The organism is Rhodoferax lacus, assembly GCF_003415675.1.
GTDB lineage: Bacteria > Pseudomonadota > Gammaproteobacteria > Burkholderiales > Burkholderiaceae_C > Allorhodoferax > Allorhodoferax lacus.
Window position 1 is genome coordinate 30,481 of record NZ_QFZK01000015.1, and the last position, 25,389, is coordinate 55,869.

General features: G+C 63.6%; 18 protein-coding genes. 12 read left to right on the forward strand and 6 right to left on the reverse strand.

Translation table 11 applies throughout. From position 1 onward, the window contains the following. Nucleotides 1-2 precede the first annotated feature (2 nt). Complete coding sequence (locus tag DIC66_RS17910; RefSeq protein WP_233505979.1) at nt 3-3,059, reverse strand: putative bifunctional diguanylate cyclase/phosphodiesterase; 3,057 nt, start codon at nt 3,057-3,059, stop codon at nt 3-5. Next, nucleotides 3,056-4,117 carry a TRAP transporter substrate-binding protein DctP gene (gene dctP, locus DIC66_RS17915; protein ID WP_117179464.1) on the reverse strand — a complete coding sequence of 354 codons (1,062 nt, stop codon included), beginning with the start codon at nt 4,115-4,117 and terminating at the stop codon, nt 3,056-3,058. Before dctP ends, DIC66_RS17910 begins: the two co-directional genes overlap by 4 nt. A gap of 220 nt (nt 4,118-4,337) precedes the next feature. Here dctP and DIC66_RS23650 point away from each other — a divergent pair, with 220 nt between their 5' ends. Beyond that, complete coding sequence (locus DIC66_RS23650; RefSeq protein ID WP_117179465.1) at nt 4,338-5,924, forward strand: methyl-accepting chemotaxis protein; 1,587 nt, start codon at nt 4,338-4,340, stop codon at nt 5,922-5,924. A gap of 7 nt (nt 5,925-5,931) precedes the next feature. Here the strand turns inward: DIC66_RS23650 and argH are convergent, their stop codons facing one another. After that, nucleotides 5,932-7,353: an argininosuccinate lyase gene (gene argH, locus DIC66_RS17925; protein ID WP_117179466.1), complete on the reverse strand. Its 1,422-nt coding sequence runs from the start codon at nt 7,351-7,353 to the stop codon at nt 5,932-5,934. A gap of 54 nt (nt 7,354-7,407) precedes the next feature. Between argH and DIC66_RS17930 the strand changes: the two genes are divergently transcribed. The 3 genes from DIC66_RS17930 to DIC66_RS17940 all read left to right on the forward strand — a co-directional run bounded on the left by DIC66_RS17930 (nt 7,408) and on the right by DIC66_RS17940 (nt 10,398). Then, nucleotides 7,408-8,445, forward strand: coding sequence for a sensor histidine kinase (locus DIC66_RS17930; RefSeq protein ID WP_117179467.1), 1,038 nt, complete (start codon nt 7,408-7,410; stop codon nt 8,443-8,445). After that, nucleotides 8,442-9,200, forward strand: a complete 759-nt coding sequence (locus DIC66_RS17935; RefSeq protein WP_199534793.1) for a LytR/AlgR family response regulator transcription factor — start codon at nt 8,442-8,444, stop codon at nt 9,198-9,200. Before DIC66_RS17930 ends, DIC66_RS17935 begins: the two co-directional genes overlap by 4 nt. Before the next feature lie 379 nt (nt 9,201-9,579). Next, complete coding sequence (locus DIC66_RS17940; RefSeq protein ID WP_117179468.1) at nt 9,580-10,398, forward strand: class I SAM-dependent methyltransferase; 819 nt, start codon at nt 9,580-9,582, stop codon at nt 10,396-10,398. Between the two features lie 157 nt (nt 10,399-10,555). Here DIC66_RS17940 and ppc read toward each other — a convergent pair whose 3' ends face one another. Beyond that, on the reverse strand, nt 10,556-13,432 hold the full coding sequence (gene ppc / locus DIC66_RS17945; RefSeq protein ID WP_420820505.1) for a phosphoenolpyruvate carboxylase: 2,877 nt from the start codon (nt 13,430-13,432) through the stop codon (nt 10,556-10,558). Between the two features lie 36 nt (nt 13,433-13,468). Between ppc and hemC the strand changes: the two genes are divergently transcribed. From hemC to DIC66_RS17970, 5 genes are all read left to right on the forward strand, one after another. Beyond that, complete coding sequence (gene hemC / locus DIC66_RS17950) at nt 13,469-14,398, forward strand: hydroxymethylbilane synthase (protein WP_117179470.1); 930 nt, start codon at nt 13,469-13,471, stop codon at nt 14,396-14,398. After that, nucleotides 14,398-15,204, forward strand: coding sequence for a uroporphyrinogen-III synthase (locus tag DIC66_RS17955; protein ID WP_117179471.1), 807 nt, complete (start codon nt 14,398-14,400; stop codon nt 15,202-15,204). The genes hemC and DIC66_RS17955 overlap by 1 nt, the downstream gene beginning before the upstream one ends. Next, complete coding sequence (locus DIC66_RS17960; RefSeq protein ID WP_117179472.1) at nt 15,201-16,307, forward strand: uroporphyrinogen-III C-methyltransferase; 1,107 nt, start codon at nt 15,201-15,203, stop codon at nt 16,305-16,307. The genes DIC66_RS17955 and DIC66_RS17960 overlap by 4 nt, the downstream gene beginning before the upstream one ends. 1 nt (nt 16,308) lies before the next feature. After that, nucleotides 16,309-17,598, forward strand: coding sequence for a heme biosynthesis protein HemY (locus tag DIC66_RS17965; protein WP_117179473.1), 1,290 nt, complete (start codon nt 16,309-16,311; stop codon nt 17,596-17,598). Between the two features lie 158 nt (nt 17,599-17,756). Further along, nucleotides 17,757-18,767, forward strand: a complete 1,011-nt coding sequence (locus DIC66_RS17970) for a GGDEF domain-containing protein (protein WP_233505980.1) — start codon at nt 17,757-17,759, stop codon at nt 18,765-18,767. A 25-nt stretch (nt 18,768-18,792) separates the two neighbouring features. On the opposite strand, the gene DIC66_RS17975 is transcribed toward DIC66_RS17970, so the two are convergent. Then, complete coding sequence (locus DIC66_RS17975) at nt 18,793-19,470, reverse strand: 2'-5' RNA ligase family protein (protein ID WP_117179475.1); 678 nt, start codon at nt 19,468-19,470, stop codon at nt 18,793-18,795. Between the two features lie 63 nt (nt 19,471-19,533). Continuing rightward, complete coding sequence (locus tag DIC66_RS17980; RefSeq protein WP_117179476.1) at nt 19,534-22,710, reverse strand: Rne/Rng family ribonuclease; 3,177 nt, start codon at nt 22,708-22,710, stop codon at nt 19,534-19,536. Nucleotides 22,711-23,264: 554 nt separating this feature from the next. Here DIC66_RS17980 and DIC66_RS17985 point away from each other — a divergent pair. Genes DIC66_RS17985 through DIC66_RS17995 form a run of 3 tightly spaced genes read left to right on the forward strand, consistent with a single transcriptional unit; the run spans nt 23,265 to nt 25,389 of the window. Beyond that, nucleotides 23,265-24,308, forward strand: coding sequence for an RluA family pseudouridine synthase (locus tag DIC66_RS17985; protein WP_233505981.1), 1,044 nt, complete (start codon nt 23,265-23,267; stop codon nt 24,306-24,308). 9 nt (nt 24,309-24,317) lie between these two features. Beyond that, a complete protein-coding gene (locus DIC66_RS17990) occupies nt 24,318-24,995 on the forward strand; it encodes an HAD family hydrolase (protein ID WP_117179478.1) in 678 nt (225 codons plus the stop codon). Beyond that, a complete protein-coding gene (locus DIC66_RS17995; RefSeq protein WP_117179479.1) occupies nt 24,988-25,389 on the forward strand; it encodes a Rieske (2Fe-2S) protein in 402 nt (133 codons plus the stop codon). The genes DIC66_RS17990 and DIC66_RS17995 overlap by 8 nt, the downstream gene beginning before the upstream one ends.

Here is a 25,389-nt window from a genome sequence, read left to right on the forward strand (position 1 = left end):
GGCTAACTGGAAGTACGGGAGGCAAGCATATTGGATGCGTCGGAGTGACATTGCCACTGCTTGACCCACGCCGGAAAGTCCTTGGCTGGCATGGGCCTGGCGATGCCGAAGCCCTGTGCCACATCGCAGCCAATGGAGACAAGCAAGTCGCGGTGCGCGGTGGTTTCCACCCCTTCGGCCACGACCTGCCGGCCAAACGCCCGGGCCAGACCGATGATGCCATTCACGATGGCCAGGTCATTGGCATCAATGAGCATGTCACGCACAAAGCTTTGGTCTATCTTGAGGGTTTCCACGGGCAGATGTTTGAGGTAGGTGAGCGACGAATACCCGGTGCCAAAGTCATCCAGCGCAAATCTTATGCCCATGTCCTGGCACTTGGCAATGATGGCGCTGACCCGTGACAGATCTTCAAAGGCGCTGGTCTCCAGCACCTCCAGCTCCAGCAGACCGGGCCACAGGCCAGGGAAGTCTGCCAGCAGACTGCGCAGCCGATCGGGGAAATCCTGCTGCTGCAACTGCAGCGCACTGATGTTGACGCTGACCGGCAGCGATTGACCCTGCGCATCCCAGAGGCTGACCTGCGCAAGCGCTGAGTGCACGACCCACTCTCCGAGCTTGATGCTGACCGGATGGTTCTCTATTACCGGCAGGAAGGCGGCCGGGTACAGCAGGCCACGCTCCGGGTGGTGCCAGCGGATCAACGCCTCGGCACCCACCACCGTGCCGGTGCGCAGATTCACCTTGGGCTGGTAGAACAGGACAAACTGGCCCAGTGCCAGGCCTTGTTCAATGCGCTCCAGGCTGTTGCGTTGCTGGCGTATGGCGGCGTCCTGCGTCACGTCGAAAAGGTGGTAGCGGTTCTTGCCTGCCTGCTTGGCTGCGTACATGGCCTGGTCAGCCTGGCGCATCAGCAGGTCCACCTCGGCGCCGTCCTGCGGGTACAGCGTAACCCCCATGCTGGCCGATACGCGCAGGTCCAACTGGCCCAGGTGAACCGGCTCGCAGGCGGTCTGCAACAGCCGCACCAGAATGGGCTCGCAGTCATGCGCATGCTCCAGGTCAGTCAGGATGGCAACAAACTCGTCACCGCCTATGCGCGCCAGCGTGTCGCCCTCGCGCAGGGCGGACTGCATGTGCTGTGCCAGCGCAATCAGCAACTCGTCACCGGCGGCATGGCCATGGGTATCGTTGACTGCCTTGAAACCGTCCAGATCCAGAAATACCACGGCCAGGCAGAGCTTGCGGCGCTGGCTTTGAATCAGGGCCTGGTGCAACCGGTCAGCCAGCAGGACCCGGTTGGGCAGGCCGGTCAATGCGTCGTAATGGGCAATGTGTTCGAGTTGCTGCTGGTGTTCCTTGAACGGCGTGATGTCGCTGAACAGGGCCACATAGTTTTGAATCGCACCCGCTGCGTCATGCACACTGCTGATGGTGAGCATTTCGGCATACACATCGCCACTCTTGCGGCGGTTCCAGACTTCGCCATACCAATGGCCTTTTTCGTGCAGGCTGCTCCACAGCTGGGCATAAAACTCGGGTGGCTGGCGGCCCGAGTTGAGCATGCGCGGGTTCTGGCCCAGTGCTTCCTCATGGCTGAAGCCTGTAATGAGGCAGAAGGTCTCGTTCACATCCACGATGGTGCCTGCCGCGTCGGTGATCAGAATCCCCTCCTTGGCCGAGGTAAACACGCTGGCCGCCAGCGTGAGCCTGGCCTCCAGACGCTTGCGTTCGGTGACGTCCTTGATAAAGCCGTGCCAGAGTGTGCTGCCATCGTCCAGCCGCATAGGGTTGGCCAGCCCGGACAGCCAGCGTATGGCGCCCGAGCGGTCGTTGATGCGGAACTCATGCTGCCAGGTGGACAGTGAACGCGTCGACTCCTGCGACGAGGCTGTGAGTGCGGCGCTGTCATCGGCATAGACGCGCTCAAAAATGGGGGTGCCATCGCGCATGAAGTTGGCGGGTGCCACACCAAACATTTCCTCCAGACCCTGGCTGGCATAGGGAAATGCCGAGCTTCCATCCGCACGCTCAAGGTACTGGTAGATGACCCCGGGCACGTGCTGTGACAGGCGGTCCAGCAAGTCGTGGCTGGCCTGCATGTGGGCCTGCATCTGCAGCAGTGCCTGCTCGGCCCGCGTGCGGATGTGCAGCGCATGGTGGTAGTAGCGCATGAATACAAATGCAGCCAGCGCTACCAGCAGCATGGCTGCCAGGCTGTAGCGTGCGCCGTCTTTCCATTTGTCCAGGGCCAGGTCGCCTGAGGCAATCTGCACCACCCTCAGGGGGTGGTTCCTGAGTTGCTGCACTACCATGAAGCTGCCGTCCACCTCCTGCACGCTGGAGCCATAGCCACCGATTTTTTCGCTCAGTTGCTTGATCAGTTGCGCATTGCGTCCCAGTCGGCAGGACGTGCCTGGCTCACCCAGGTCCAGCAGGATGTCGCCGCCTGGGCCCACCAGACAGCCAGTGCTGGCCTGGGCGACCAGGTTCTGGGACGACACCGTCTGGAAGTAGTCGTCAGCGAGGGTGGCGTACACCGTACCCAGCACACGGCCATCGGGGGCGCGCGACATGCGGTAGAAAGCGAAGTCGTCGCCGTCCCTGCCATAGCCGGTCAGGCGGCCTTGGCTGGTTTGCTGTTGTACCCACAGGGGCAGGGTGTCAGCAGCCAGCGGAGTCAGGCTGGCACGTTCAACCAGGTGGCTGTCCGAGCGGTAGAAGCGCAAATCACTCAAGGAGGGCGAGCGCAACATGCGCCTGCGCAAATCCAGCGCGACGGCGGGCCTGCCCTGGTTGTATTCCAGCCGGTAGGCCACGCCATTCAGGGTTTGCTCGGCCGATTCAAACGCGGTTTCAAACACCGAGCTCAGCGACAGGCTTTGCAACTGCAATTCACTGCGCACAGCGTGCTGGGCGCTGTGCCAGCTGTCGATTTCCTTCCAGGCCAGTGCGCCAATGGTGGTGATTGCCAGGCCCAGCACGAACACCATCACACTGCGCGCGGGTGTTGCTGAAGGGCGCAGGTCTGCGTGGACTGCCAGGTGGGTATGGCTCATGGAGCCCGTCCAAATTGCCGCTCGGCCTCAGCCAGCAAGGTGTCCGGAATGCCCAAAGACCTGGCCAGGGCCGCTTGCCCTTTCATGAGTTCCTGGCGCCAGGCTTGCAGGGCTTGCGGGCTCAGATCCATCACGCGCACACCATGGGCTTGCAGGGTGCGCCTGGCTTCCTGCTGGGCGCTGCTGGACTGGGCACGGGCATCGTCCACCACCGACTCCCAACTCTGCTGCACCGCCAGGCGCAGGTCCGGGCTGAGCCGCTCCCAGCAGCTGCGCGACACCACCGGGATGTACTGCGCAAAGTAGGACATGTTTTCCGTGGCATGTTGCACGCCCATGTCCCACAGCCTGGCGCTGGCAACGGTTTCATGGGTGGTCAGCAGGCCATCTATGCGGCCCTGCTGCAACACATTGGGCAGGTCGGGCCAGGGCACAACCGTCGGTACGGCGCCTACGGCAGAGACCTGGGCGGCAATCGCCGCACCGCCTGCGATGCGGGTGCGCATGCCTGCCATGTCCTGGTAGCCAGCAATGGCCTTGCCGGTGGTGAACACATGGGCAAAGCCGAGGTCGATCCAGCGGCCCGGCACCACCACGTTGATCGATTCAGCCAGATGCTGCGAGATCAGTTGGCCAGCCCGGCCATCGCGAAAGCGGTGGTGTTCGGCCGCACTGCGCCCCATCAGCACGGGCAGCATGAGGGCGCTGACATACGGGTCATAGCGGTCCAATTGCCAGTTGCCGGGCACTGCCATGTCCACCTTGCCGTCGCTGAGTGCCCGGATCACATCCTGGTCACGAAACAGCTGTGCGCTGTGGTGAAACTCCACCGCCAGCTTGCCCCGGGTTTTGCCGGCCAGTGTGTCGGCAAAACGCTGCACCACCAGGGTCTGGAAGTGGGTGGGCGTGTTTTCAGTGGATATGCGAAAGACCAGAGGCTGCGCCGCCACCGGATGCGCGTCGCCCAGGCACAGCAGACTGGCCACGCCAAACAGCCATGCCCGCCGCCCAAGCCGCGGGGTTGTGATGGTGTGGGCTGTTGCGCCTGTGCGGGTCATGGATGCCTGGTTGAAACCTTTTGGGTGCCCACATCCATGATGCAAGCCCGCCGACTATGGCCCATCGCGGCCGTCCGTCCATTGACTGCCATCAACCTGCAGTGCCATGACCGGGTCGATTCGCAGCAGCACAAACGGACTGCGCTGCCAAATGCATGTTTGAGTGTTCACTAAAGACGCCAAAAGCGTTAGAACCCGTCAGGCACTACAGGGAGGAGTCATGGTTTCATTCTTCGACGGGCTGGGCATTCGCAAGCGTTTTGTCATTTTGCTGGGCATCTTTGTGGCCGGTTTTGCCACCTTCGGGCTCTGGTCCTTCAAGACCTTGAACGAGCTCCAGGTCAACGGTCCGCTGTTCCAGCGCATCGTCAAAAACAAGGATCTGGTGGCCGACATCCTGCCGCCGCCGGCCTACATCATCGAGTCGTATGTGACGGTTCTGCAGATCGGCAACGCCACCGACCCCCAAAGCCGCGAGGCCCTCACCCAGACCCTGCTGCGCCTGCGCCAGGAGTACAACGCCGCGCATGCCAAATGGCAGGCCAGCAACATTGGCGCCGCACTGGAAGACAAACTGCTCAGGCAGGCGGATGCGCCGGCACAAAGGTTTTACACGCTGGTGTTTGAGGTGCTGATCCCGGCCCTGCAAAAGCAGGACCGCACCGCGGCGGCCCGGGCGCTGCAGGATGCAGAAAAAGCCTATGACCAACACCGCCTGGCCATAGACGGAGCGGTGGCCCTGGCCAATGGGCAGATTGAGCAGGACCAAGGCGATGCCGAACACCGCATCCAGGTGGCCAGCGCCCTGTTGGCGGCCATTTTGCTGGGTTCTATGGCAGCCAGTCTGGGGGTGGCGTTGGTGGTCGTGGGCAGCATCGTGCGGCCCTTGCACCAGGCGGTGCATGCTGCGCAAACCTTTGCCTCGGGGGACCTGACCGCGCACATTCATATACGGGGCGAGCATGAGTTGGCCCAACTGCTGAGGGCCCTGCGCGACTTGCAGTCCCGCCTGTCCGAACTGGTGGCCCAGGTGCGCACGGGCTCGGAGCGCGTGGACGCGGCTGCCGGTGAAATTGCCCATGGCAATGGCGACCTGAGCCTGCGCAACGAAAACCAGGCCAGCGCCCTGCAGACCACGGCCGCTTCCATGGAGCAACTCAGCACACGGGTGCGGCAGAACGCCGACAACGCGCAGGCCGCCAATTTGCTGGCCACACAAGCCTCCACCGTGGCGGTGCAGGGAGGGGGTGTGGTTAACCAGGTGGTGCAGACCATGAAAGATATCCAGCAGCAGTCGCAAAAAATTGCCGAGATCATCGGGGTGATTGACGGTATTGCCTTTCAAACCAATATCCTGGCCCTGAATGCCGCCGTGGAAGCGGCCCGTGCGGGCGAGCAGGGCAAGGGCTTTGCCGTGGTGGCCAGCGAGGTGCGGGCGCTGGCAGGCCGCAGTGCGGCTGCGGCACGGGAAATCAAGACCCTCATCACCGCCAGCGTGGACCGCGTGCAGCGCGGCACCGTTCTGGTGGATCAGGCTGGCTCCACCATGCAGGAGGTGGTGCACTCGGTCCAGCAGGTGTCGGCCATCGTGAAAGACATCACGCTGGCCAGCGGGGAGCAGTCCAGCGGTGTCCAGCAGGTGGGCCAGGCCGTGGCTGAAATGGACCAGGCCACGCACCAGAACGCCGTCCTGGTGGATGAAATGGCTGCTGCTGCCCAGAGCCTCTCTCGCCAGGCACAAGAGTTGGTGGCCTCGGTGGCGGTGTTCCGCTTGCCCGCAACCCTGTCTCTGGAGCAGGGCGCTTGAGTGGAGGCTAAGCCAGCCGCGCGGTGTGGCGCGCAATCTGCAAGCGCACCTGTGCGGGGGCCGTGCCACCCAGAATATTGCGGGCATTGAGCGAGCCGCGCAGGCTCAAGACCTCAAACACATCGGCCTCGATCTGGGGGTTGAAGGCCTGCAGTTCGGCCAGCGACAGCTCGGACAGGTCAACACCCTTGGCAATCGCCGTCTTCACCGCATGGGCCACCACCTCGTGGGCGTCGCGGAAGGCCAGGCCTTTTTTGACCATGTAGTCGGCCAGATCGGTGGCCGTGGCGTAGCCGCGGCGTGCCGCGCGCTCCATCGCCTCTGGCTTGACGGTGATGCCGCCCACCATCTCGGCAAAGATGCGCAGCGTGTCTTTGAGCGTGTCCACGGTGTCGAACAGCGGCTCTTTGTCTTCCTGGTTGTCCTTGTTGTAGGCCAGGGGCTGGCCCTTCATCAGGGTGATCAGCCCCATCAAATGGCCTACCACGCGGCCCGTCTTGCCGCGTGCCAGCTCTGGTACGTCGGGGTTTTTCTTCTGCGGCATGATGGAGCTGCCAGTGCAAAAACGGTCGGCAATGTCGATGAAGCCAAAGCTCTGGCTCATCCACAAAATCAGCTCTTCCGACAGGCGGCTGATGTGCACCATGGCCAGGGACGCGGCGGCGGTGAATTCAATGGCGAAGTCGCGGTCACTCACAGCGTCCAGGCTGTTCTGGCACACACCTTCCATACCCAGTGTTTGGGCAACCCGTTCGCGGTCCAGCGGGTAGCTCGTTCCCGCCAGGGCGGCAGCGCCCAGTGGCAGGCGATTGACGCGCCGGCGCACGTCCTGCATGCGCTCGGCATCGCGGCTGAACATTTCCACATAGGCCAGCATGTGGTGGCCAAAGCTCACGGGTTGGGCCACCTGCAGGTGGGTGAAACCTGGCAGGATCACGTCCACGTTTTTGTCGGCCAGGGCCAGCAAGGCCTTTTGCAGGTCGGTCAGCAGGCCGCCAATCAGGTCAATCTCGCCTCGCAACCACAGGCGCACATCAGTGGCCACCTGGTCGTTGCGGCTGCGCCCGGTGTGCAGGCGCTTGCCGGCATCGCCCACGAGTTGCGTGAGGCGCGCCTCGATGTTCAGGTGCACGTCCTCCAGATCCAGCTTCCATTCAAAGTGGCCTGCTTCGATTTCGCTGCGGATGGTGGCCATGCCGCTTTGGATAGACGCGTGGTCGGCGGCGTTGATGATGCCCTGGTGGCAAAGCATGTCGGCATGCGCCAGGCTGCCGGTGATGTCGGCCAGCCACAGGCGCTTGTCGAAGAACACGCTGGAGGTGTAACGCTTGACCAGATCACTCATGGGTTCGGAAAACAGCGCGGACCAGGCTTGGGATTTGTTGTCGAGTTGGTTGTCAGACGGGGCAGAGGTGGGCTTGGAGGACATGGGCAGGGCAAGAATGGGACCAGCGCCACAAAAGGCGTCAGAATCCGGTGAAACATGGAAGAGACCCAAATATTATCGACGTTCCAGGAGACGGCCCCTCCTGCCGCACCGGTGCCGCCGGCCACCGCCCTGGTTTTTGATGCCTGCCAGTTCGGTGTGGTGCTGCGCGCCGTGCTGTTTGTGGAGGTGTCCATTGCGGCTGCGGTGATGTTTGACAGCCACGCTGTGCTCGACTGGCTGGGCCGCCTGTCCATGGCCACGGGTGCGGCATTGCCTGCCGTGCTGGTGTGGTTGATGCTGGCCTGCCTGGGCAAGCGCTGGCTGGCGCGCCTGCAGCCCGGTTGGCAATACCTGCTGGCCGTCATCCTGGGTGCGCTGGCCGCACTCTATGGTTGTGGTTTGCTGGCCATGACGGGGCTGGTACCCAAGCCGCCCTGGCTTGCCAGCGCCTTCAGTGGCATGGTGCTATCTTCGGCACTGGTTGGCGGCCTGGTATTGCGGGCCAAGGGCCGCACGCCGGCCCAGACGGCTGCGCGCCTGAATGACCTGCAAAGCCGCATACGGCCGCACTTTCTGTTCAACACCCTCAACAGTGCCATTGCCCTGGTGCGGGCCGAGCCGGCCAAGGCGGAAAGCTTGCTGGAAGACCTGAGCGACCTGTTTCGCCATGCCCTGGTAGACCACGGGGAGTCGGTCACCCTGGCCGAAGAAATCACCCTGGCGCGCCGTTACCTGGCCATTGAGCAGATTCGCTTTGGCGAACGCCTGCACGTGGAATGGCATCTGGACCCCTCTGCCGACGGTGCTCGCCTGCCACCCCTCTTGCTGCAGCCGCTGGTGGAAAACGCGGTGCGCCACGGCGTGGAGCCCAGCCCCAGCGGGGCCGAGTTGGTCATCTCCACGCGGCGGCGTGGCGGGGTGGTGGTCATCAAGGTCAGCAACACGGTGCCTGCTGGCCCCGGCCCGGCCGGGATGGGCGAGGCCTTGCGCAATGTGCGGGAGCGCCTGTCGTTGTTGCACGACGTGCAGGGCCAGTTCAGCTGCGGAACCCACGGTGGCGTTTTTCAGGTGCGCATGGAGGTGCCGGTATGAGCGCTGTCTTGCGGGTGCTGGTGGTGGACGACGAGGAACTGGCGCGCACACGCCTGACCACGCTGTTGGCGGATGGTGTGGCACCCCGCGCGCAAGCCGTTGCGCTGGCCGCGAATGCCGTTGAGGCCATGCATGCTTTGCAGCACCAACACTTTGACGTGGTGCTGTTGGACATCCACATGCCCGGCATCGACGGCTTGGCGCTGGCGCAGACCATGCAATCGCTCAGCGACGCGCCGGCCGTGATTTTTGTGACGGCGCACGCCGAGCACGCGCTGCAAGCCTTTGAGCTGGACGCCACCGACTACCTGACCAAACCGGTGCGGCTGGACCGTCTGCAAGCTGCATTGCTGAAGGCCCAGCGCTATGTGCAGGCACGCAGCGCCCAGGCCACGGTGGAGGCGGTACAGCCCGAAGAAGTGCTTCTGATACAGGACCGCAACCGCACTGAACGCCTGCCGCTGGACGAGGTGGTGTACTTCAAGGCCGAGCTCAAATACATCACCGTGCGCACTGCCTTGCGCAGCTTTATTCTGGACACCTCGCTCAACGAGCTGGAAGAAAAATACGGCGCGCGCTTCATGCGCATCCACCGCAACGCCCTGATTGCAAGGCACGCGGCGCGCGCCCTGCAAAAGCACCATGACCCGGAAGAAGGCGAGGGCTGGGCCCTGCGCCTCGATGGGGTGAGCGAGCTGCTGTTTGTGTCGCGCCGGCAACTGGCGGCGGTGCGGGAGATGCTGGGGCGGGGATAGGGATGTTGGCTTGGTTGTGCCTGTGGAGGTGTGGACGCCTGCGTGTGGCTGTAGCTGGCGAACCGGGTATCCTTGCTTCGGCCCTGCTCGCGGGCGGCTGCTCCTGATCCGTTAAGGTTGCTGCGTTAAGTACGCGCTTGCATTTCCTTCTTTGCGGCAACAGCGAATGGGGGCCTGCGCCAGGGCACCCGGTTCGCCGGGATGCGGGTGCTGTGTCCGGACGCTGGGACGCAGCATTGGCCCTCTTCCGAAAATTTCACAGCTCTTTGCCGCTTCACTGAGCTTTATTGAATGGTCACAATGCCGCGACAGCAGTCATTCAAAGGTTTGGACAAACTCGTTACAGTTGGCTCGATAAGCTCAACTCTTGGAGGCACCCATGGTCGTTACTAATGAAGACAGGCTCTTCACTGGCTCAATTCCGCAGCTGTACGACGACTACATGGTTCCGTTGATATTTGAGCCCTATGCTGCTGACATTGCCCCCCGCGTCGCGATGCTCCAGCCGGGGAGCGTGCTGGAAATTGCAGCTGGTACTGGTGTAGTGACTAGGCACCTCGCAAATGCCTTGGCGCCTGAAGTTCGCATCGTTGCGACTGACCTGAATCAAGCGATGATCGACCGAGCCGTCACAGTCGGTACGAGCCGCGAAGTTGAGTGGCGCCAAGCAGATGCGATGCAACTGCCGTTCCCGGACGAAAGCTTTGATGTGGTTGTCTGCCAGTTCGGTGCGATGTTCTTTCCTGACAAACCAAAGGCGTTCGCCGAAGCTAGGCGCGTACTTCGATCTGGAGGTTCCTTTGTCTTCAATGTTTGGGACACAATCGATCAGAACGAGTTTGCAGCGGTTATTACGTTTGCTCTGGAGCAGATGTTCCCGGACGATCCACCCCGTTTCATGGTTCGCACTCCTCATGGATACAGCGACGCCGCCGTAATTGCACAGCATTTAGTCGAAGGTGGCTTTGATCAAAGGCCCGTAATCACAACTGTGACGGCAAAGAGCAGTGCGACGTCAGCCAACATCCCAGCGATCGCTTACTGCCAGGGCACGGTGCTCAGAAGCGAAATTGAGACGAGAGATCCTTCGAGGCTGGTCGAGGCAACAAACGCAGCTGTAGCTGAAATCAGCAAGAGATTTGGCAATGGCGCTGTCGAGGGCAAGATACAAGCCCACATCATCGTCGCCAACAGATAGCTATCCTTTTGAAAATGACGGAAGACTGGTTCCAGCCCGTCTAGGTCATTCAACAGATAGCTAGCTGCAGCGACCAAAGTGGCTCTGCAGCCAACTCAACCCCACGCACCTTGCGCGAGGTCTGCGGTCACCATGCCCAGGAAGCAGGCGCCCTACCTCAACCCGTGTTGCGCAGCCCCGCCGCAATCCCGTTGATCGAGATGTGAATGCCGCGCTGCACCCGCTCGTCGGCAATGCCGGCGCGGTAGCGGCGCACCAGTTCCACCTGCAGGTGGTGCAGGGGGTCGATGTAGGGGAAGCGGTGCTTGATGGAGCGCTGCAGCGAGGCGTTGCTGGCCAGGCGCTGCTTCTCGCCGGTGATCAGCACCAGCGCATGGGCGGTGGCGTGCCATTCGGCTTCAATCGCGCTGAAGATCTTCTTGCGCAGCTTGGTATCGCTGACCAGTTCGGCATAGCGCGAGGCCAGGGCCAGATCGCTCTTGGCCATGACCATGTCCATGTTGGAGAGCAGGGTCTTGAAGAAGGGCCACTGCTTGTACATCTTCTGCAGCACGGCCAGGCGCTCTTTGGATTGCGCGGGGGTGGCGCCTTCAATAAAGCTGTTCACCGCCGAGCCAAAGCCAAACCAGCCCGGCAATGTCAGGCGGCACTGGCCCCAGCTGAAGCCCCAGGGAATGGCGCGCAGGTCTTCAATGGCCTGCGTGGCTTTGCGCGAGGCCGGGCGCGAGCCGATGTTGAGCTCGGCAATTTCGCGCAGCGGCGTGGAGCTGAAGAAGTACTCGGTAAAGCCGGGGGTCTCATACACCAGCGCGCGGTAGGCCGCCATGCTGAGCTGCGAGAGTTCGGCCGCCGTATCCAGAAAGGCCTTGGTGGCGGACTTGGTGGGCTGTAAGAGCGTGGCTTCCAGCGTGGCTGCCACCAGGGTTTCGAGGTTGCGCCGGCCGATCTCGGGGTTGGCGTATTTGGACCCAATCACTTCGCCCTGTTCGGTCAGGCGGATCTGTCCGCGCACCGTGCCGGGGGGCTGGGCCAGGATGGCCTGGTAGCTGGGGCCGCCGCCGCGTCCCACCGTGCCGCCTCGGCCATGGAACATGCGCAGCTTGATCTTGTGGTCCTTGGCCAGTTCGTCAAACAGTTCCACCAGGGCAATCTCGGCGCGGTACAGCTCCCAGTTGCTGGTGAAGATGCCGCCGTCCTTGTTACTGTCGGAGTAGCCCAGCATGATGTCCTGCTCACAGCCGCTGCGCTTGACCAGTTCGGCCACACCGGGCAACTGGTAGAACTCGCGCATGATGGGCGCGGCATTGCGCAGGTCTTCGATGGTTTCGAACAGCGGCACCACGATCAGGTCGCTGTGGCCTTTGTCATCCAGCGTGCCCTGCATCAGGCCCACTTCTTTTTGCAGCAACAACACTTCCAGCAAATCGCTCACGGTCTCGGTGTGGCTGATGATGTAGTGGCGTATGGCCTCGTGGCCAAAGCGCGAGCGCATCTCCTTGGCCATGGCAAATATCGCCAGCTCGGCCACCGCGTGTGCCGAGTAGTTGGCGCCGTGCACGCGCAAGGGGCGTGCGTCGTTGAGCAGGCGCAGCAGCAGCGTGCGCTTGGCCGCCTCATCCAATGACTGGTAAGACGACTCGACGCGGGCGGTGGCCAGCAGCTCGGCCACCACTTCCTCGTGCTTGTCGGAGCTTTGGCGCAGGTCCACCGTGGCCAGGTGGAAGCCGAACACTTCCACGGCGCGTATCAGGGGGTGCAGGCGCTGGGCCGTGAGGGCAGCACCGTGGTGGGCCTGCAGCGAGGCTTCAATCACGCGCAGGTCGGCAACAAATTCTTCGGCAGTCTTGTAAGCGTTTTGCGGGGCCACGGCGTGGCGCGCGGCGGTGGTGCCGGTCAGGTCCTGCAGGGTGGCCGCCAGGCGTGCATAAACGCCGGTGAGGGCGCGGCGGTAGGGCTCGTCCTTGCGGTGTTCATTGGTGTCGGGCGAGCTTTCGGCCAGCGCCTCCATCTCAGGCGTGCAGCGGTTGAGCAGGGCGGAAATCGAGAGCTCACCACCCAGGAAGTGCACTTCTGTCAGGTAGTGGCGCAGCGCCACTTCGCTCTGGCGGCGCAGGGCGTATTCCAGGGTCTGGGCGCTGACGTTGGGGTTGCCGTCGCGGTCGCCGCCAATCCACTGGCCCATGCGCAGGAAGGTGTGCACCGGCTGGCTGCCCAACAGCTCTTCCATCTCGGCGTAGAGCTTGGGGATCTCGCGCAGGAAGGTGGATTCGTAATAGCTCAGGGCGTTTTCGATCTCGTCGGACACGGTGAGCTTGCTGTAGCGCAACAGGCGGGTCTGCCACAGCTGCATCACACGGGCACGCATCTGGGCCTCGTTGGCGGCCAGCTCTTTCGGGGTCAGTGCGTCCTTCTTGCCCTCAAAGGGGAAGGCGCGTTGCTTGATGTCGTCGCGTGCGGTCAGCAACTGGGCGATGTCGCGCTCGGCATCCAGAATGCTTTTGCGCTGCACCTCGGTGGGGTGGGCGGTGAGCACCGGGGCCACATAGCTTTGCGCCAGCGTCTGCGAAATCACACGTGGCGAAATGCCGGCCCAACGCAGGCGCGACATGGCCACTTCGATGCTGCCTTCCTGCGTGTCACCGGCGCGCTCATGCACGGCGCGGCGGCGGATGTGGTGGCGGTCTTCGGCCAGGTTGGCCAGGTGCGAAAAATAGGTGAAGGCGCGGATCACGCTCACCGTCTGGTCACCGCTCAAGCCCTTGAGCAGGCGCTTGAGGGCCTTGTCGGCTTCATGATCGGCGTCGCGCCGGAAGGCCACCGAGAGCTTGCGGATCTGCTCGATCAGCTCATAGGCCTCCACACCCTCCTGCTCGCGTATCACGTCACCCAGGATCCGGCCCAAAAACCGGATGTCCTCCACCAGGGGGCGTTCGTTGTCTTTATTACGTTTGTTTGCCAGAGCGGTGGAGGTGGCAGCAGACGTGGCGGCGGGGGCTGGAGGGGGGGTGGTCTTCATGGGAGACCATGCTAGCATTCAGAAAGAACGTCCCGTTACAGATAGGTTACCGCAGTGCAACATTTCACCATCGCCACCCGTGAAAGCCGCCTGGCTTTGTGGCAAGCAAACCACGTTAAGGCTCTTTTGGAGCAACAAGGCCATCAGGTCACCCTTTTGGGTATGACCACCTTGGGCGACCAGATCCTGGACCGGTCCTTGAGCAAGGTTGGCGGCAAAGGCCTGTTTGTGAAGGAGCTGGAGACCGCACTGCAGGACGGCAAAGCCGACCTGGCCGTGCACTCGCTCAAGGACGTGCCCATGGAATTGCCGCCCGGCTTTGAGCTGGCCTGCGTGATGGAACGCGAAGACCCGCGCGATGCCTGGGTGTCCCCCAAGTACGCCCGCCTGCAGGACCTGCCGCAGGGCGCCGTGGTGGGGACTTCGAGCCTGCGCCGCATGGCCCTGGTGCGTGCGCTGCGCCCGGACCTGAAGATCGAGCCCCTGCGCGGCAACCTGGACACGCGCCTGCGCAAGCTCGATGAAGGCTTGTACGACGGCATTGTGCTGGCCGCTGCCGGCCTGATGCGCCTGGGCTTGGCCGAGCGCATACGCACTGTGTTTGAAACCACCGAGATGCTGCCGGCGGCTGGCCAGGGCGCCCTGGGCATTGAAATCTGCAGCGGGCGCGATGACGTCACGCAGGCCCTGTCGCACCTGATGGATACCAAGACCTGGCTGGTGGTCAGCGCCGAGCGCGCCGTCAGCCGCGTGATGGGTGGCAGCTGCTCCATGCCGCTGGCAGCCCATGCCGTGTTCAACGGTACGGTGCTGGAGATGCGCGCCGCCTGGGGTGACCCGGAGGGCGTGCAGCCACTGGTGCATGCAAGCGACAAAGCCACTGTCACTGACACCGCCAGCGCCGTGCGTTTGGGTGAAGAGGTAGCGCGCCAACTCCAGGCCCGGGTGCAGGCAGCTGTGCGGGCCGCAAAGACGGGCGACTGATGCGCGTCATCGTCACCCGGCCCGCGCCCCAGGCTGGCAAGTGGGTGAACGCGTTGCGCGCTGCAGGCCTGGATGCCGTCTCCCTGCCGCTGATAGAAATTACCGGACCACCCGAACCGCAGGCCGTGCTGGCAGTCTGGCAGCGCGTCCAGGCGTTTGATGCCCTGATGTTTGTCAGCGCCAACGCGGTGGAGCAGTTCTTTGCCCTGCAGCCTGCTGGCCTGGACCTGCTGCAGGCGCCGACGCTCACCTCACCCCGCTGCTTTGCCACCGGCCCCGGTACCGTGGCCGCCTTGCTGCAGGCCGGTGTGCCAGGCAGCCGCATTGATGCACCCGACCACACCGCGCACCAGTTTGATTCCGAAGCCTTGTGGGCCGTGGTGCATGCCCAGGTGCAGCCTGGCTGGCGCGTGCTGATTGTGCGCGGCAACTCCGATGCCGAGAACGGCGACGAGGCCGAACCCGCCCAGGGTCTGGGGCGCGATTGGCTGGCCGCACGGCTGGCGGAAAAGGGCGCTGTGGTGGAGTTCCTGGTGGCCTATGCGCGCCGTGCGCCGCTGGTTCAGGCCAGTGCCCGGGCCCTGCTGCAAGTGGCCTCCAGCGACGGCAGCCTCTGGTTGTTCAGCAGTTCCGAGGCAGTAAACAATTTGCGCAGCATGGCCCCGGGGCTGTGCTGGCATCAGGCCCGCGCCGTTGCCACGCACCCGCGCATTGCAGAGGCGGCGCGCGCTGCCGGTTTTGCTGTGGTGTGTGAGTCACGCCCGGCCATGGCTGATCTGATCGCGTCGATAGAATCGCTGGCATGAGTACCGAACCGGCCATCCCCCCCAATATCGACAACGCCGAGCCTGCGCAGGCTGCACCCGCAACGGCCGGCAACGCGCCAGTGGCCGAGCGCTACGCCGCCCAGCGCTGGCTGCTGGCAGTGGCTTTGCTGGCCCTGGCCGGCTTGGTGGGCAGTGTGCTGGTGTGGCAGAAGGTAAGTGGCATGCAACAGCAACTGGCGCGGCAAAGCTCCGATACCAGCGTGCAAGCGGGTGAAGCCCGCGCCATGGCCAAGCAGTCGCAGGAGTTGGCCATGGAGACCGCAGCCAAGCTGGCCGTGACAGATGCCAAGCTGGCCGAAGTGGCCTTGCAGCGCGCCCAACTGGAAGAGCTGATGCAAAGCCTGTCACGCTCGCGCGATGAAAACCTGGTGGTGGACATTGACTCGGCATTGCGCCTGGCGCAGCAGCAGTCACAGCTTACCGGCAGCGTGGAGCCTTTGCTGGCCGCTCTCAAGAGTGCGGACCTGCGGGTGATGCGAGCCGCCCAGCCCCGCCTGACCCAGCTGCAACGCGCCATCGCCCGCGATGTGGCCCGCATCAAGGCCACGGCCCTGTCGGATACGCCTTCGTTGCTGGTCAAGCTCGATGAGCTGGTGACGCTGGCTGACGAAATGCCGATTGCCAATGCGGTGGGCAATTCCGCTGCGGGCACCGCCGCCAATGCCGCGCGCCCCAAGGCCGCCGAGAGCAGCAAGCGCGCAGCCGATGAATCACTGCTGTCCTGGTGGGCCCGCCTGGGCCTGCAGGTGCAAAGCGAGCTGCGCAGCCTGGTGCGCGTGAGCAAAATTGAAGACCCGGATGCTGCGCTGCTCAGCCCGGAGCAGTCGTTCTTCCTGCGTGAAAACCTCAAGCTGCGCCTGCTCAATGCGCGCCTGGGCTTGCTGTCGCGCCAGATCGAGTCTGCCCGCGGAGACCTGGGTACTGCGGCCCTGTCCATGGGGCGTTACTTTGATGCCGGCTCGCGCAAGACGCAGACGGCAGCGGCCCTGCTGCAACAGGTGCAGTCGCAGATGCGCACGCTGGACATCCCGCGTATCGACGACACCCTGGCCGCGTTGTCCACCGCAGCGGCGGGGCGCTGAGATGCGTGCCGCACTGTGGTTGATGGGCTTGTTTGCGGTGGCGGTTACCGCCGCGCTGTTTGCCGGCAATGACCCCGGCACCGTAACGCTTTTCTGGCCTCCGCACAGGGTGGATGTGTCCCTGAACCTGTTCCTGCTGGCGCTGGCGCTGGTGTTTGTAACGCTGCACCTGGCGCTGCGCACGCTATCTGCTTTTTTCGGCATTCCCAAGCAGGCCCGGCGCTGGCGTTTGCAGCAACGCGAACGCGCCATCCAGTCCGCCTTGCTGGATACGTTCTCGCATCTCATGGGTGGGCGCTACATCCGTGCACGCAAGTCGGCTGAACTGGTGGTTTCACTCGAAGAGTCGGTGGCGGCCAGCGGCGAGGCGCTCGCCTATGCCGGGCGGCTGCGTACCCTGGCCCACCTGCTGGCCGCCGAAAGCGCGCATTCCCTGCAGGACCGTAGCCTGCGCGAAAGGCATTTCCGTTTGGCGCTGGACCATGCGCAGGCGCGCGAGGCCCAAGAGATGCGCGACGGCGTTCAGTTGCGTGCCGCGCGCTGGGCGCTCGACGACCGTGATGCCGCCAAGTCCATGGAGTGGCTGGACCTGATGCCCCAGGGCGCCTCGCGCCGCACCGTGGCCCTGCGCCTGCGCTTCAAGGCGGCGCGCATGGCCTCCCGGCCCCTGCAGGCACTGGAGATGGCGCGCCTGCTGACCAAGCACCGTGCGTTTTCCGAAGTGGCGGGCAAGAGCATTGCGCGCGGCCTGGCCATAGAACATCTCAACAGCGCCCATGACCCCGTGCAGCTGCAACGCGCGTGGGATGACCTCGAGCACGCTGAGCGCGAGATGCCGGATGTGGCCATGCAGGCGGCCCAGCGTTTGTTGGACCAGGAGGGCGATGCGGCCACTTCGCGCCAGTGGCTGCTTCCCGTGTGGAACATGCTGCAGCAGCAACCGGACGCACTGAACCTGGCGCAGAAGGTGCGACTGGTGCGCACCCTGGAGTCCGGCTTTGGCTCTGCGGGACAGGCGCCTGAGGCCCAGTGGCTGGCGCGCATTGAGTCGGCACAAATGGGCAATCCTCGTGACGCAGCCTTGCAGTACCTGGCAGGTGTGGTGTGCATGCGTCTGGGCCTGTGGGGCAAGGCCCAGCAAATGCTCAAGCAGTCGTTGGCCCTGCTGCAGGATGCCGGTCTCAAGCGGGATGCCTGGCGCGCACTGGCCGTGATGGCCGAGCAGCGGCAGGATGCAGCGGGTGCAACCGAAGCCTATCGGCAGGCGCTGGCTGAAGCTGCCAAGCGCTGAAGCAGCGGGCCTTGCCCGGCGTCAACATGCGGTGAAATCTAGGTGTCTGTCCGGGTGACGGGCCACCGCTTCGGGGCTATTATTCGGTGATGGGAACCTTGATTCAACACCTGATAAAACTCACCGACCACCGCGAGCGGGACCTTCTGGAACTCACCATGTCCAAAGCCCTGATCGACCTGCTGCCCTTGCAGCGTGTGGTTATTGCAAGGGTCGTAAGCGAGGAGGGCAGCAACCGCTGGTTGCAGGTGGCCCGGCTCGATGCCAAAGGGGGTGGCATGGTGGCAGACCCGCTGCATGTGGACTTTTCCAGCCTGCCCAAACTCGAAGACGAAAAAGACCGGCTGCGCTGCATTCAGACACGCAGCCGTGTGGAAGTGGCGCTGCAAGGTGATGCCGGCCCGCGCATCAGCTACGCCCCCCTGTTCGAGAGCTCTCGTACCGATGATGATGGCGTACTGGAAATCCATGCCCCCAAGGGACTGACCGAGGCTGAGCAGGGTACCGTCGATGTGCTGCTGCATGTCTACCGCAATATGTACCACCTGCTGGCCTACAGCGACCGTGACGGCCTGACGGGCCTGTTCAACCGCAAGTCACTGGATGACACGTTTTACAGCGCCGTGCTGGAAGAGCTGGATGAGGGCGCAGGCTCCTCGGCCTATGCCCCATTGGACTCCAAACCGGTAGTGGGTCAGGAGCGGCGCCACCGCGTGCCACCCAACTACTGGCTGGGTACGGTCAGCGTGGACCACTTCAACGCCATTGGCGAGAAAAGCGGCCACCTGATTGCCGAAGAAGTGCTGCTGCTGGTGGCACGCATCCTGAACAACACTTTCCGCACCTATGACCGCATTTACCGGCTGGGTGGCGAACAGTTTGCGGTGCTGATGCATTGCCCTGATGAGGGGCTGGTGCTGGCGGCCTTTGAGCGCTTTCGCACCAACATGGACAAGTTCAACTTCCCGCAGGCGGGGCACATCACCGCCTGTGGTGGCTTTACCCGCATCACGGCCGATGACTCGCCCAGTACCGCACTGGAGCGCGCCGAGCGCGCGGTGGACTATGGTCAGCACCAGGGTGGCAACCAGGTTGCCAGCTATGGCGAACTGGTGCGCAAAGGCCTGCTGGGTGATCTGGTCAACGTGGGCGACGTGGACCTGTTTTAAGGCGCCCGCGCACTGCCTCTGGTTCTCAGCCAATCGCCCTGAAGCACTCTGGCAGGCCAGCGCTGGCTTCGCTCCAGTGCAGCGCGCCGCTCTGAAAATCGTATTCGGCCAGCGTCTGCAACGGCCCGCCAATGTCCTTGGCGACGTAGGACAGAAGGCAAAGCCGGCTCACTGTCAGACGCAAGTGCCCGCTGTGCGCAAAGCTGTCCAACTGCGTTTGCACAGTTGCCATAGGCCAGGCGTCCGCATACAGGCCCACGGTGACGTGGGGAATGTAGTCTTCCGCGGCTGAGTGCAAGCCACTGCCAGCCAGGCTGGAGCGCAACTGGCCAAGGTGACCTGCGTCCTCCTGCACACTCAGGTAGGGCACCGAGCTGAAGCTGGCCAAGCCACCGATTCCGATTTCAAAAGAAGATCTGCCTGCCTGGCGCAAGGCTGCCAGCTGCCGTCCCAGGGCTTGGGCACCAAAGTCATCGGCATGCTGTGGCGCGGCGCTGGGAAAGCCGCACAGCGCCACCGTGACATGCGCCTGGCGGCAGTAGCCGTCCAGCAAACGGTCAGCCAGGTGCGTTTGCGCGGCTTGCACGCGCTGGCGCACTGCTTCGGTATCCACCAGCAGCGCCCACAGCGCATAGTGCGGCCGCCCCAGATGCCACTCGGGAAAATCACGGCGTTGGTTGCGAAGGGTGTACTCGGTGTTCATACAAAAAAGGGCACCTCGCGGTGCCCTTTTTTTACCTCAGCGTGTTGACGCTGTGGATGGCGCTCAGGACGGGTTGGTCTCTTCGAACGGCAGCGTCATGTTGCGCAGGTCACGCTTGGTTTCCACCAGCACCAGAGGGCCGGCTTCCACGTTCACGGCAGCGGGGCGCTCGCGTGGCACGTGTACCACCTGGGCTTCGGCAGCGATGGCCGCCTGCACTTTGGCTACGCTGTCGGCGTTGGTGTTGACCCATTGCAGGCCGGAGCCCTGTGCCACTTGCACCAGGTCGTCCTGGGGCAGGGCATAGCTGGTCACCTTGGGCATGCTGGCCGAGGCCGCTGCTGCAGGCGCCGGGGCTTCTGTACGTGCCGGGGCACGCACAGGCTCTGCACGCACGGGTGCTGCCACGGGTTCCACGGCAGGTGCGGGGGCTGCGACTGCAGCCACCACAGCGGCAGAAACCGGAGCGCTTGCAGGCGCTTCAGTGGCCACTACCGGAGCAGCAACAGCGACTTCCTGGCGAATCTGAACAGGAGCTTCTGCGGCAAAAGGCGCTGCATCGACGGGCGGCAGTTCCGCTACACCGTTTTCGGTGAACTCATGGCGCTGGGGGCGGTCACCACGCGGGCCACGGTCACGGCCATAGCGGTCACGCGAGCGCTTTTCGCGCGGCTCGCCATTGTTGCCATTGCCATTGCCATTGCCGTTGCGGGGCTCATTGCCTTCGGCACCAGGTGCTGCAGTTGCCTGTGCATCTTCGGGCACAAACATGGGCTGCTGCGACTGGCCTTCGCCTTGGGCGTTTACGCCTTCAGGACGCGGACCACGGTCACCGCCGCGGCCACGGCCACCACGGCCACGGCCACCACGGCCTTCGCCGCGCTGGCCTTCCTGGCCTTCGGCACCGGCATCCGTACGGTTCTCGTCGCGCTCGGTGGGGCGGGCTTCGCCCTCAGCACCTTCTACGCGCTCGGCGCGGGGAGGGCGGTTGCCGCGCTCACCACGCTCGCCGCCACGGTCACCACGCTCGGTGCGGGGTGCGCGCTCGGGGCGGGCTTCGCGGTTGCCGTTTTCAGGGTTCAGGTTTGCGTTGCCGGCATCGATGCCAACGGCTTCAGGGGCCATGGGCTTGCCTTCGGCATCAAAGCGCTCGCGCTGCTGGCCGTTACCACGCTCGCCGCGCTCACCGCGTTCCGTGCGCTCGCCGCCACGGCCACCGCGTCCACCACGGCCGCCACGCTCACCGCGCTCGGTACGCTCGCCTTCAGGGCGCGCGTCGGGGCGTTGGCCTTCGGTGCGCTGGCCTTCGGGACGATCGCCACGGCCTTCACCGCGCGGACCGCGGTTGCCATCACGGCCACCATCGCGTCCGCCACGGCCACCACGTCCGCCTTCACGTCCACCTTCGCGGGGTGGGCGTGCATCGCGCTTTTCTTCGGTCTTGGCAGCGGGTGCGGCCACTACCGGCTTGGCAACCACGGGTGCGGGCGCTTCGCCACCCAGCAGGTTTTTGATCCAGCCAAAGAAGCCGGTGCTGGCCGGTGCCACGGGGGCAGGCGCCACCACGGGCTTGGGTGCAACAGCAGCGACCGGTGCCACCTTGGCCACTTCGGGCTTAGGCACTGCCACGGGGGCGGGCGCATCCGGCAGCACGCCCTTGATGATGGGCACTTGCTTGTTGGTGGGCTCTTGCGAGCGGCGGGTCACGCTGGTGGCGTCTTCCATCTCGTCAGCCATCTTGTAGCTGGCTTCGATGTTGTCCAGACGCGGGTCGTCGTGCTTCAGACGCTCGAGCTTGTAGTTGGGCGTTTCCAGGTTCTTGTTGGGAACCATGAGCACGTTGATGCGCTGCTTGAGTTCGATCTTGGCGATCTCGGTGCGCTTCTCGTTGAGCAGAAAGGAGGCCACGTCCACCGGCACCTGGCACAAGACGGAGGCTGTGTTGTCCTTGAGGGACTCTTCCTGGATGATGCGCAGAATTTGCAGGGCCGAGCTCTCGGTGTCACGGATGTGGCCGGAGCCGCCGCAACGTGGGCAGGGGATGGATGCACCTTCGCTGAGCGCGGGGCGCAGACGCTGGCGGCTCATTTCCATCAGGCCGAATTTGCTGATGGTGCCGAACTGCACACGGGCACGGTCCTGGCGCAGGGCGTCGCGCAAGCGGTTTTCCACTTCGCGGCGGTTGCGGGACTCTTCCATGTCGATAAAGTCGATCACGATCAGGCCACCCAAGTCGCGCAGACGCATCTGGCGGGCCACTTCGTCAGCGGCTTCCAGGTTGGTGCGGGTGGCGGTTTCTTCGATGTCGCCGCCCTTGATGGCGCGGGCCGAGTTCACGTCCACGCTCACCAATGCTTCGGTGTGGTCGATCACGATGGCGCCACCCGAAGGCAGTTGCACGGTGCGGGCATAGGCCGATTCGATCTGGTGTTCGATCTGGAAGCGGCTGAACAGGGGCGCGTCATCGCGGTAGCGCTTCACGCGGGCGGCATGCTCGGGCATGACGTGTGCCATGAACTGCTGGGCCTGCTCGTACACGTCGTCGGTGTCGATCAGGATGTCGCCGATGTCGTGGTTGAAGTAGTCGCGGATGGCGCGGATCACCAGGCTGGATTCCTGGTAAATCAGGTAGGCGCCCTTGCCACCCTTGGCGGCGCCGTCGATGGCGCTCCAGAGTTTGAGCAGGTAGTTCAGGTCCCACTGCAGTTCGGGCGCGCTGCGGCCAATGCCGGCGGTGCGGGCAATGATGCTCATGCCATTGGGGTACTCGAGCTGGTCGAGGGCTTCCTTCAGGTCGGCACGGTCTTCGCCTTCGATGCGGCGGCTCACACCACCGCCGCGCGGGTTGTTAGGCATCAAGACCACATAGCGGCCGGCCAGCGAGACGAAGGTGGTGAGGGCCGCGCCCTTGTTTCCACGCTCTTCTTTTTCCACCTGCACCAGCAGTTCCTGGCCTTCGCGGATGGCGTCCTGTATGCGGGCATTGCCGGCGGAGACGCCTTGCTGGAAGAACTGTTTGGAGATTTCCTTGAAGGGCAGAAAGCCGTGGCGGTCTTCACCGTAGTCCACAAAGCAGGCTTCCAACGAAGGCTCGACGCGGGTAACCACGGCCTTGTAGATATTGCCCTTGCGCTGTTCGCGCCCTTCGATTTCGATTTCGTAGTCGAGGAGTTTTTGTCCGTCGACAATGGCCAGGCGGCGTTCTTCAGCCTGCGTAGCGTTGATCAGCATCCGTTTCATGGAGTGCGTCCTTCTTCAGTTTGTACATGCCCAGGATGGGCTAACGGTGCCTTGCTGACGAACTGAAGTGAGGAGGAATTGCCGGAGAACTTCGAACTACACGAGGTGTCGAAGCGTAGGCACGTGGATGGGAACGAGGGGGGAAGTTTGTGCATGTGCTCTCTGTTCAGAGGCACACGGCACCGAATCAAGGCGGGCTGCGGGTGGACGCACGGCCATGGACAGGGCGCTAACGCTCTGTAGGCACATGTTGAATAGTCTCCACAACACAAACATCTCGTTTTTATCCGTTTGCCAACCGTGGGTTGGCAAACTTGGGGTATTCCGTATCAGGGTTTCAATTCGTCGGCTTGGCCGCTTTGCAGACTGCCATCACACGCAGGTGGCGGGTGATTTACAGGCTGACCAAGGCGGTGGCATCGACCTTCCAGCGCAGCGGAAAATGGGGTGTGGACTAAACTCCAGCTAAATCAACCACTTACAGCGCGTCGCTAGTGAAACACATTATAGGGGCCAATCTGACTTCCACCGTTCCCCAATCACAAACACTTACTGTGGACGAAGATTCTGCAGGCCAGCGTCTGGACAACTTCCTGATGCGCCAGCTCAAGGGTGTGCCCAAGACCCATGTCTACCGCATCATCCGCAGCGGCGAAGTGCGCATCAACAAGGGCCGCGTGTCGGCCGACACCCGCATTGCCGCCGGTGACTTGGTGCGCCTGCCGCCGGTGCGCGTGTCCGAGCGTGCGGATGAAAAGGCACAGGCCATGGCAGCGCTGGCTGAAAAGGCGGCCAGCAGCGGGCAGGGCGGCAGTGCCGCCAGCTCCACAGGCGGCTTTGCGCCGGCCAAGGACTTCCCCATTTTGTTTGAGGACGATTTCTTCCTGGCCATCAACAAACCCGCTGGTGTGGCCGTGCATGGCGGCTCGGGCGTGAGTTTTGGCGTGATCGAGCAGCTGCGCATGGCCAGGCCGCGCGCCCCGTATCTGGAGCTGGCGCACCGCCTGGACCGCGAGACCTCGGGCATCCTGATCGTGGCCAAACGGCGCAGCGCCCTCAAGAAACTGCAGGACCAGTTCCGAGAGCGCGAAACCGGCAAGATCTATCTGGCCATGGTGCTGGGCCTGTGGCCCGAGAGCCTCAAGGTCTTGAGCAAACCGCTCCATAAATATGTGCTGCCGGGCAAGGACGGTCAGGCCGAAGGTGGCGAGCGGCGCGTCAAGGTGGTGGCCCGGGACGATCCGGACGGCATGCCCTCGCTCACCATGGTCAAGCTGCGCGGCACCTCGGCGCCGGATGCCGTGCCGCCGGTTTCGCTGTTGGAGGTCACACTCAAAACCGGGCGCACCCACCAGATCCGCGTGCACCTGGCCTCTGAAGGCATGCCCATCGTGGGGGATGACAAGTACGGCAATTTCGATGTCAACAAGGAGCTGGCCCGGGTGGCGGGTGCAGGCGGCCTCAAGCGCATGTTTTTGCATGCCTGGCGCTTCCAGTGCAATCACCCCGGCACCGGCAAGCGCATGGAATTGCAGGCAGAATTGCCGGCCGAACTTGCTGCCTTTTTGCAGCATGCCTTGCCCCCCACCGCCGAGTAGCCCCACCCCATGTCCAGACTGACGGCCGCGCCCACGCGCCAATTCGACCTGATTGCCTTCGACTGGGACGGCACGCTGTTCGACTCCACCGCCATCATCACCCGCTGCATCCAGGAGGCGGTGCGCGATGTGGGCGGCACCGTGCCCAATGACACCGATGCGTCCTATGTCATCGGCATGGGCCTGATGGCAGCCCTGGCCCATGCGGCGCCCGATGTGCCCAAAGACAAATACCCGCTGCTGGGCGAGCGCTACAAGCACCACTACACCCTGCACCAGCACGACATCAGCCTGTTTGAAGGCGTGCTGCCCCTGCTGCATGCGCTCAAGAGCCGCCAGCACTTTCTGGCCGTGGCCACAGGCAAAAGCCGCCGCGGTCTGGACGAAACTCTGGCCCGCGAGGAACTGCAGGGCCTCTTCAACGCCTCCCGCACCGCGGATGAGACGGCCGGCAAACCCCACCCGCTGATGCTGCAGGAGCTGATGGCCGAATTCGGTGTGGCACCCGAGCGCCTGCTGATGATTGGCGACACCACCCACGATTTGCAGATGGCCCTGAACGCCGGTTGCCCCAGTGTGGGCGTGAGCTACGGCGCGCATGACCACGCGGCGTTTGTGGCACTGCAGCCGCGGTTTGTGGCCCATTCGGTGGCAGAACTGCAGCAATGGCTGCTGACCCATGGCTGAACTTTGGGTTCCGCCGAAAGACGGGTTTGAGCCGCAGGCCATTGCCCTGTGCAATTCGGATGTGCTGGTCAACAGCGGCGAGGCCGCACCCTTTGATGTGGTGTATTGTGGCAAGACCTGCATGGCCTTTGCCATCCGTTATGACAACACGGTGTACGCCTATCTGAACCGCTGCTCCCATGTGCCCATGGAAATGGACTACCAGCCCAACCGCTTTTTTGATCTGACCGGCCACTGGCTGATCTGTGCCACCCACGGCGCCACCTACAGCCCCAGGACGGGCGCCTGCAGGGGTGGCCCCTGCCGCGGCGGACTCATCAAGATTGAGACTTCCGAGTTTGACGGTGTAGTGCACTGGCATACTGCCCATCAAATGCAACCCGTGAACTTCTGA